The organism is Kitasatospora sp. NPDC001539, from assembly GCF_040298565.1.
Classification (GTDB): Bacteria; Actinomycetota; Actinomycetes; order Streptomycetales; family Streptomycetaceae; genus Kitasatospora.
This window is the reverse complement of the sequence record NZ_JBEPAK010000296.1, coordinates 1-7,697: the sequence shown is the minus strand read 5'-3', so window position 1 is coordinate 7,697 and position 7,697 is coordinate 1. Positions and strand designations below refer to the sequence as shown.

The window sequence follows — 7,697 nt, the reverse complement described above, 5'->3', positions numbered from 1 at the left end:
GCCGGCCGGGCGGGGGGGGGGGGGGGGGGCGGGGGGGGGGCCGTCGGGGCCCGACCGGGGGGGCGGGGGCCCTTGGGGGGGGGGGGGGGGGGGGGGCGCCGGCCCCCCCCGACCACCGGCCCGCGCCCTCGGCCGTCAGCCCCGCGAAGCCCTCGCCACCGGGATCCAGAGCTCCGCCTCGCCATCGCCCGTCCCCTCGATGGCGCGGGCCCGCAGGATCTCCGGGCCGGGCCGGGCCTCGTACGGGTTGGACGGGAACCACTGGCTCGCCACGTCCCCCCACATCTGCTGCAGCGCCTGCGGGAACGTGCCCTTGTTCGTGAACACCGCCCACGTCCCGGCCGGGACGTGCAGGACCTCCAGGTCCTCCGGGACGTCCGCGTCCTCGCGCGCCACCACCGCGTGCCAGTAGTCGAGTTCGGACCCCTCCTCGCGGTTGGGCGAGAAGTCGTCGGTCACCGCGACGATGCCGGCCGGATCCTCCCCGGACAGCGCGGCGATCCGCGCGACGGTGTCCGCTCCGAGCCCCTTGACGAACTCGGCGATGTGCGGGTTGACCCCCAGGTAGATCAGGGGCACCCGGGCCTTCCGGCCGACGACCCGGAACTCCGGCTTCTCGACGATGCGGTACTCCATGCTGCTTGTTCCCTCCACGATGAGCCGGAAGGACATCCGGGGCTGGGAGGTGAGCACCGCACCGTCCCGCCGGGCCTCGCCCGGCCCGACCCCGTGCATGGCCCGGAACGCCCGGGCGAACGCCTCGCCCGAGGTGTAGCCGTACCGGACCGCGATGTCGAGCAGCGTCCGCTCGCCGTCGAGCACCTCGGCGCCGGCGACGGTCAGCCGCCGGCGCCGGACGTACTCCGACAGCGGCATCCCGGCGAGCAGCGAGAACAGCCGCCGGAAGTGGTACTCCGACGTCATCGCGATCCGCGCCAGTTCGGCCACGTCGATCTCGCGGTCCAGGTTCCGGTCGATCCGTTCCATCGCCCGGTTGAGGTGCTCCAGCACTCCGCCCCCGCCCTTCCTCACTGATCACCCACCGTAGGAAGGCCCCACTATGCCGCACCCGACGATCGGTGCCCGCTGCGGTCGGGTGCCGGTCGCCGGGTGACGGGGGAACGGGTGCGGGAACGGGGGCGGGGGCGGGGCGGGAGGACGGGCGGAGGGGTCAGACCACGCCCTGGGCCAGCATCGCGTCGGCCACCAGCTCGAAGCCCGCGATGTTCGCGCCCACCACGTAGTCGCCGGGGTGCCCGTAACGCTCGGCGGTGGTGAAGCAGGAGTCGTGGATGTGCTTCATGATCCCGGCCAGTCGCTCCTCGGTGTGCTCGAAGCTCCAGGAGTCGCGCGCGGCGTTCTGCTGCATCTCCAGCGCGCTGGTCGCGACGCCGCCCGCGTTCGCCGCCTTGCCCGGCCCGAAGGCCACCCGGGACTCCTGGAACACCCGCACCGCCTCGGGGGTGGTCGGCATGTTGGCCCCCTCGGCGACCGCCAGGACGCCGTTGCGCACCAGGGCGAGCGCGTCCGCCTCGGTCAGCTCGTTCTGGGTCGCGCACGGCAGCGCGACGTCACAGGGCACGCTCCACACACCGGGGCCCTCGGCGAACCGCACGTGGCTGCCGCGCAGTTCGGCGTAGTCGGAGACCCGGCCCCGCCGGACCTCCTTGACCTCCTTGAGCAGGTCGAGGTCGATGCCCTTCTCGTCCACCACGTACCCGGAGGAGTCGGAGCAGGTCAGCACCGTCGCGCCGAGCTGCTGCGCCTTCTCGATCGCGTAGAGGGCCACGTTGCCGGAGCCGGAGACGACCACCCGGCGTCCTTCCAGGCTCTCGCCCCGGCTGCGCAGCATCTCGGCGGTGAACAGCACGCAGCCGTAGCCGGTGGCCTCCGTCCGGACCTGCGCGCCGCCCCAGCCGAGGCCCTTGCCGGTGAGCACACCGGCCTCGTAGCGGTTGGTGATCCGCTTGTACTGGCCGAACAGGTAGCCGATTTCGCGGCCGCCGACGCCGATGTCACCGGCCGGGACGTCGGTGTGCTCGCCGAGGTGGCGGTACAGCTCCGTCATGAAGGACTGGCAGAAGCGCATGACCTCGGCGTCCGACCGGCCCTTGGGGTCGAAGTCGGAGCCGCCCTTGCCGCCGCCGATCGCGAGGCCGGTGAGCGCGTTCTTGAAGATCTGCTCGAAGCCGAGGAACTTGACGATCCCGAGGTTGACCGAGGGGTGGAAGCGCAGGCCGCCCTTGTACGGGCCGAGGGCGCTGCTGAACTCCACCCGGAAGCCGCGGTTGACGTGGATGTCGCCGGAGTCGTCCGTCCACGGCACCCGGAACATCAGCTGCCGCTCGGGTTCGCAGATCCGCTCGATGATCCGCGCGTCGAGGAGTTCGGGGCGGTGGGCGAGCACCGGGGCCAGGGTCTCCAGCACCTCGTGGACGGCCTGGTGGAACTCGCCCTCCCCCTTGTTGCGGCGGACCACGTCCGCGTAGAGGGCCTCGACGGCGCGCTGTTCGGCGTCGAACCGGGGCTGGGAGGCGGGGAGGGAGGTCGGGCGGGAGGTGGGGCGGGAGTCGGCGGTGGCACGGCTGGTTGGCATTCGATCAGGACCTTCCGTCGTCGTCGGTGGTCGTGCGCGAGGTGCTCCCGTGCCCAGGGAACGGGAGGAAGTCTCGCAGTGTCCACAGCTCGGGTCCATCCCTTCCACATGCTGGACTGCCGCACGGGAACAGGCGGGGCGGGCGAGGTGTTGTGCGCCTCCGTGGCCGGGTCGGGCCTCGGCGGTCTTCAGTTGTTCAAATTGGAACAACCGAGTACGGTCGACTTCCGATCCAACCGGATCCCCCCGGTTCCACCGGGATCCGGAGCGATCCGACCCGTTCCACCACCCGATCGACGGAGGCCCGTCCATGCCTCAGCCCGGCTCCGCCACGGTGCGCTCGCAGGTGCGCATCCCGCTGACCTTCCCCGACGGCTACCGCGCCGGGGCGGAGGTCTTCACCTTCCACGGCCTCACCGACGGCGCGGAGCACCTGGCGCTCGCCCTCGGCACGGTGCCCGGGGGCGGGACGCCGCTGGTGCGGCTGCACTCCGAGTGCCTGACCGGCGACGTCTTCGGCTCCGACCGCTGCGACTGCGGCCCGCAGCTGCGCGAGTCGGTGGAGCGGATCAGCGAGGCCGGCGGCTACCTGCTCTACCTGCGCCAGGAGGGCCGGGGCATCGGGCTGTACAACAAGCTCGACGCGTACGCCCTCCAGGACTCCGGCATGGACACCTACGACGCCAACACCGCGCTGGGCCTCCCCGAGGACGGCAGGGACTACACCGCGGCGGCCCAGATGCTCGGCACCCTCGGCGCCACCGGCATCGACCTGCTCAGCAACAACCCGGACAAGGCCGCCCAGCTCGCCCGCCTGGGCATCACCGTCCGACGGCGGGTGCCGACCGGCGTCCACCTGTCGGCGAGCAACGTCCGGTACCTGACGGCGAAGGTGGAGCGGACGGGGCACTCGATCGAGCTCTCCCAGCTGGTGGGCTGACCGCGGGAGGGCCGACGGCGCCGGCACCCCCACCCGTCACCTGCCCGGCCGTCACCTGCCCGGCCGTCAGCCGCCCCGGTCACCCCTCGACCGGGCGCCCCGCGGGCTCCTCGACGATCCGGCGGGCGATCTCGGCCGGCCGCACCGGGCGGCCGAAGTGCCACCCCTGCGCCCAGTCGCAGCCCATCGCGCGCAGCCGCTCGGCGTCCTTGCGGGTCTCCACGCCCTCGGCGGTGACGGTCAGGCCGAGCGTGTGGGCCATGGACACCAGGCCGCTGACGATCCGCCACCCCGTGGCGCCGTCCTTGGCCGGGTCGTGCAGGTCACCGACGAAGGAGCCGGCGATCTTCAAGCCGGACACCGGGAGGTCGCGGAGGTACGCGAGGTTGGACCAGCCAGTGCCGAAGTCGTCCACGGCCAGCGAGACGCCCAGGTCGACCAGTCCGTGCAGGGTGCGCAGCGCCTCGTCCTCGGGGCCGACCACCGTCGACTCGGTGATCTCCAGTTGCAGCCGGGACGGGTCGAGCCCGGTGCTGTCGAGGATCCGCCCGAGGTCGGTGACCAGCGCGGCGCTGCGCGCCTGCCGCACCGCCAGGTTGACGTTCAGCTGGGGTGCGGCGTCGCCGTACCGCTTGATCCAGTCGGCGGCCTGGCCGCAGGCCTGCTCGAGCACCCAGCGGCCGAGCGGCATGATCAGCCCGGTCTCCTCGGCGGTGGTGACGAACTCGTCGGGGCCGAGCACGCCCAGTTGCGGGTGGCGCCAGCGCACCAGCGCCTCGACGGCGGCCATCCGGCCGTCGGCGAGCTTGTACAGCGGCTGGTAGTCGATGAAGAACTCGCCGCGGTCCAGGGCGGCCGGCATCCGGACCGACACCGCGTAGCGGCTGACCGCGCGGGCGTTCTCCTTGGGGTCGAACAGCGTCCAGCGGCCGCGGCCGGCCTCCTTGGCCCGGTAGAGCGTGAGGTCGGCGGCCCGGACGGCGGCGCCCGGGGTGGTGGTGGACACCCGCCGCTCCAGCACGCCGACGCTGGCGCCGACGGCGAGCTTGTGGTCGCCGATCAGCACCGGTCCGGCCAGCGCCTTGAGCACGGTCTTGGCGGCGGCGACCGCCTCCTGCTCGCCGCGGCAGTTCTCCAGCAGGACGACGAACTCGTCGCCGCCGAGCCGGGCCACCAGGTGGCCGAGCGGGGTGAGGGCGGCCTTCAGCCGGGTGGCGACCGCCGCCAGCAGCTGGTCGCCCATGTCGTGGCCGAGGCTGTCGTTGACGACCTTGAAGCCGTCGAGGTCGACGTAGCAGAGGCCGAACCTGGCGCCCGGTTCCGGGTCCTCGAAGAGCTTCTCCAGCCGCTCGAAGAAGGCGGCACGGTTGGGCAGGCCGGTCAGCGGGTCGTGGGTGGCCTGGTGGCGCAGCCGCTCCTGGAGCCGGTAGCGGTCGGTGATGTCCTCCAGCATCGCGACCTGGTACTGCGGCACGCCGTCGTCGTCGCGGATCAACGAGACCGTCAGGTGGGTCCAGACCACCTCGCCGTCCTGGCGGTAGTACGGCTTGTCGACCTGGAAGTACTCCCGCTTGCCGCTGATCAGCTCCTCGTAGGCCTCCCAGACGCCCGGGGCGTCCTCGGGGTGGACGAGGTCCCCGACCCGCACGCCGACCATGTCGGCCGGGCCGGCGCCGAACAGCTCCTGGAGGGCCTTGTTGACGGCCAGGATCTTGCCGTCGGTGTCGCCGATGCCGATGCCGATCGCGGCGCTCTCGAACAGGGCGCGGAACCGGGCCTCGGAGGCGCGCAGGGCGCGCTCCGCCTCCTTGCGGGCGACGTCGGCGGCGGTGCGGATGGCCTCCTGCTCGCGCAGGGTGCGCTCGCGCAGGGCGTTGGCCCAACCGGCCGCGAAGGCGCCGGTGAGGGCGGGGCCGCGGTCGTCGGGGACCGGCTGGACGTGGAGCAGTTCGACCGCCCGGGCCAGCAGGAGCGGGTCGGTGAAGTGGGCGTCGACCAGTTCGGCGGCGGCCCGGGCGGCCAGCCGGGGCTCGAACGGGTCGTCCTGCTGGGCGCGGTGGAGCAGCGCGGCGGTGCGCGCGACCACCCGGCCGAGCAGGCCGGGGTGCACGGCGATGCCGTGGTCGGCGGAGAGCAGGCGCGACCAGTCCTCGTGGAACCGCTCGGCGCTGCCGCTGGGCCGGGTGCTGCCGCTCATCCGGCCGCCCCGGTGCCGCATCGGCCCGCCCCGGTGCCGCATCCGGCCGCTCGGGTGCCGCGTCGGCCCGCCCCGGAGGTACGGGCCGGCCCCGGCGTACGGGCCGACACACCGGCGCCCGCTCCGCCGAGGTGGGATCTCGCGCCGGTCGGCCGCCCGTCGCGACCGCTCGAGCGCCCGTCGCGACCGCTCAAGAGCGGAACCCCACGCCCGCCATCCCGGCGATCCGCTCGGGATGCTCGCCGACGGTGTGCGGCTGGTCCGGGCGCCACTGCGGCAGCGGCACGACGCCCGGCTCGACCAGCTCGAAGCCGTCGAACATCGCGGTGACCTGCTCGCGGGTGCGCATGGTCAGCGGGGTCGGCGTCATCCGGTACAGCTTCTGGTGGTCCTCGGCCTGGTCCGGGCGGGCCTCCAGGGAGGCGTGGGAGAGGACCAGCGCGCTGCCGGCGGGAAGCGCGTCGCGGATCACCCGGATCAGCTTCCACGGATCCTCGTCGTCGGTGACGAAGTGGGCGACGGCCACCAGCAGCACGGCGACCGGCTCGCCGGCGGAGAGCAGTTCGGTGACCTCGGGGTGGCCCAGCAGGTCCTCGACGTCGCGCAGGTCGGCCCGGACGACGGCGCTGGCCGGGTCGTCCTGCATCAGCAGGCGGCTGTGCGCGACGGCGACCGGGTCGCGGTCCACGTAGACGACCCGGGCCTCGGGCCGGATCGCGCGGGCGATCTCGTGCACCGCGCCGAAGGTGGGGATGCCGGAGCCGATGTCCAGGAAGCGGGTGACGCCCTGCTCGGCGAGGAAGGTCACCGCGCGGCGCAGGAAGGCCCGGTTGGAGCGCATGATCTGGGGCAGCTCGGGCCACATGGCGATCGCCTTGCGGGCCATCTCCCGGTCGACCTCGAAGTTGTGCGAGCCCCCCAGGTAGTAGTCGTAGACCCGTGCGGCGTTCGGTTTGTCCAGGTCCGTACCCTCCGGTACCCAGCTCGGTCGCCGCATGCCTGTGACTCCTTCACTCCGGTTCCGGGGGTGCAGCGTCCGGGGATGCTGCCGTGACTGATGAGACTACAAGCACGGAAGATCCTCCCCCGCACCCCGAACGGGTGCAAGCGGAGTGCGCCCTTCCCACGGGCTCGGCGGCCGGGTCGGCAGGAAGCGCCGCGGGGCCGGGTCCGCAGGAGGGCCGCGGGGCCGCGCCGGTGCGGGGCTAGGGTGGGCGCGTGGACCCCAACCACTACCGTTTCCGGGGCGTGTGGCGCCTCCCCGTACCGGCGCCGGCGGTGTACGCGGCGCTGGCGGACGTACCGGGCTACCCGCTGTGGTGGCCGGAGATCCGTGAGGTCCGGCGGGCCGACGAGGACTCCGGCGACGTGGTGGTGCGCGCGCTGCTGCCGTACCGGCTGGTGATCCGGCTGGAGGCGACCCGGCGGGACCCGGGCACCGGGGTGCTGGAGGCGGCGATGCGGGGCGACCTCGAGGGCTGGTCGCGGTTCACGGTCACGCCGCTCGGGCCGCTCGGGCCGGACGGTTCGGACGGTTCGGACGGTTCGGACGGGCAGGGCGGGCAGGACGGGCCGGGCGGTGCGGGGTGCCGGGTGCTGTTCGAGGAGGAGGCCCGCCCCCGCAAGGCCCTGCTGCGGCGCCTCGCCCTGCCGCTGCACCCGCTGTTCCGGGCCAACCACGCGGTGATGATGCGACGGGGGCGGCGGGGCCTCGCGGCGCACCTGGCCGTCCCCGGCGGACTGCGGGCGCCGGTGCCCGGAGCGGCGCCCGGGACGGGGACGGCACCGGCCCGGGAACGGGCGCCCGGCGCGGGGACGGTGAACCGGTGACGGACGGCGGTACCGGGCGACGGGCGGACGGGCTCCGGAGTGGACGCGGATCCGGGCGAGGACTACGGCAAGATCCGCATCCTGAAGATGACGGGGGAGAGCGGGGCGCCCGGGCCCGGCCTGGTGCAGTCGAA

6 protein-coding genes are annotated in these 7,697 nt (G+C 73.8%); 2 read left to right on the top strand and 4 right to left on the bottom strand.

Translation table 11 applies throughout. From position 1 onward, the window contains the following. Positions 1-135: 135 nt before the first annotated feature. On the bottom strand, positions 136-1,011 hold the full coding sequence (locus tag ABT247_RS29665; protein ID WP_350748546.1) for an AraC family transcriptional regulator: 876 nt from the start codon (positions 1,009-1,011) through the stop codon (positions 136-138). Between the two features lie 160 nt (positions 1,012-1,171). Beyond that, entirely contained in the window at positions 1,172-2,596 is a 1,425-nt protein-coding gene (gene gdhA, locus ABT247_RS29660) for an NADP-specific glutamate dehydrogenase (RefSeq protein ID WP_350748543.1), read from the bottom strand. A 310-nt stretch (positions 2,597-2,906) separates the two neighbouring features. Here gdhA and ABT247_RS29655 point away from each other — a divergent pair, with 310 nt between their 5' ends. Continuing rightward, positions 2,907-3,536 (top strand): GTP cyclohydrolase II, encoded by a 630-nt coding sequence (locus tag ABT247_RS29655; protein ID WP_350748540.1) that lies wholly within the window; start codon positions 2,907-2,909, stop codon positions 3,534-3,536. Positions 3,537-3,615: 79 nt separating this feature from the next. Here ABT247_RS29655 and ABT247_RS29650 read toward each other — a convergent pair whose 3' ends face one another. Both ABT247_RS29650 and ABT247_RS29645 read right to left on the bottom strand, forming a co-directional pair. Further along, positions 3,616-5,733 carry a putative bifunctional diguanylate cyclase/phosphodiesterase gene (locus tag ABT247_RS29650; protein ID WP_350748537.1) on the bottom strand — a complete coding sequence of 706 codons (2,118 nt, stop codon included), beginning with the start codon at positions 5,731-5,733 and terminating at the stop codon, positions 3,616-3,618. Between the two features lie 190 nt (positions 5,734-5,923). After that, a complete protein-coding gene (locus ABT247_RS29645; RefSeq protein ID WP_350748535.1) occupies positions 5,924-6,730 on the bottom strand; it encodes an SAM-dependent methyltransferase in 807 nt (268 codons plus the stop codon). Between the two features lie 221 nt (positions 6,731-6,951). Here ABT247_RS29645 and ABT247_RS29640 point away from each other — a divergent pair, with 221 nt between their 5' ends. Next, on the top strand, positions 6,952-7,563 hold the full coding sequence (locus ABT247_RS29640) for an SRPBCC family protein (protein WP_350748532.1): 612 nt from the start codon (positions 6,952-6,954) through the stop codon (positions 7,561-7,563). The last annotated feature ends 134 nt before the right edge of the window (positions 7,564-7,697 follow it).

Coding starts and splice junctions, on each gene's coding strand:
- gdhA (WP_350748543.1), bottom strand. CDS start 2,596: ATGCCAACCAGCCGTGCCACCGCCGACTCCCGCCCCACCTCCCGCCCG.
- ABT247_RS29655 (WP_350748540.1), top strand. CDS start 2,907: ATGCCTCAGCCCGGCTCCGCCACGGTGCGCTCGCAGGTGCGCATCCCG.
- ABT247_RS29650 (WP_350748537.1), bottom strand. CDS start 5,733: ATGAGCGGCAGCACCCGGCCCAGCGGCAGCGCCGAGCGGTTCCACGAG.
- ABT247_RS29645 (WP_350748535.1), bottom strand. CDS start 6,730: ATGCGGCGACCGAGCTGGGTACCGGAGGGTACGGACCTGGACAAACCG.